At 31.5% G+C, this 403-nt stretch carries 1 protein-coding gene; it reads right to left on the minus strand.

The window, feature by feature from the left end; all coding sequences use genetic code 11:
* A partial coding sequence (locus INF68_RS23390; protein WP_227412957.1) for a hypothetical protein occupies positions 1-332 on the minus strand: 332 nt, incomplete at its 3' end.
* Positions 333-403 lie beyond the last annotated feature (71 nt).

Raw genomic sequence — 403 nt, forward strand, 5'->3', positions numbered from 1 at the left:
CTATTAAACGAGGAACCGGCATAAATGAATTTTGGCAAGTTATCACGAGTTATAGATATATTATTGTATATCTCATCATAGCAAGGAATATATGTTCTATTTTGCTTATCCTTTTTGTTTAGCTTTATTTCTTCTTGAAGTAATTTAGCAGGGCAATAAAATCGAGCATTGTTATCATTTGAGAACGTAAAGCTAAATACAAGACTATTTTTTTCAGTCTCATCATCAAAATAATCGGCATTGTCGAAATTTAACTTTTCGTCACAAATCTCGACAGCCAAACTTAGTGACTCATTGCGAAAGATGTCTGATAGTAATCTCATTTCAACCATGTCTATATCATTAAATTTTGGATCTGGAATATAACTATACTTGTTCTCATAAACATAGAGTCTCTCTCCAC

The organism is Enterobacter cloacae complex sp. P16RS2, from assembly GCF_014982155.1.
In the GTDB taxonomy this organism is placed as follows: domain Bacteria; phylum Pseudomonadota; class Gammaproteobacteria; order Enterobacterales; family Enterobacteriaceae; genus Enterobacter; species Enterobacter cloacae_M.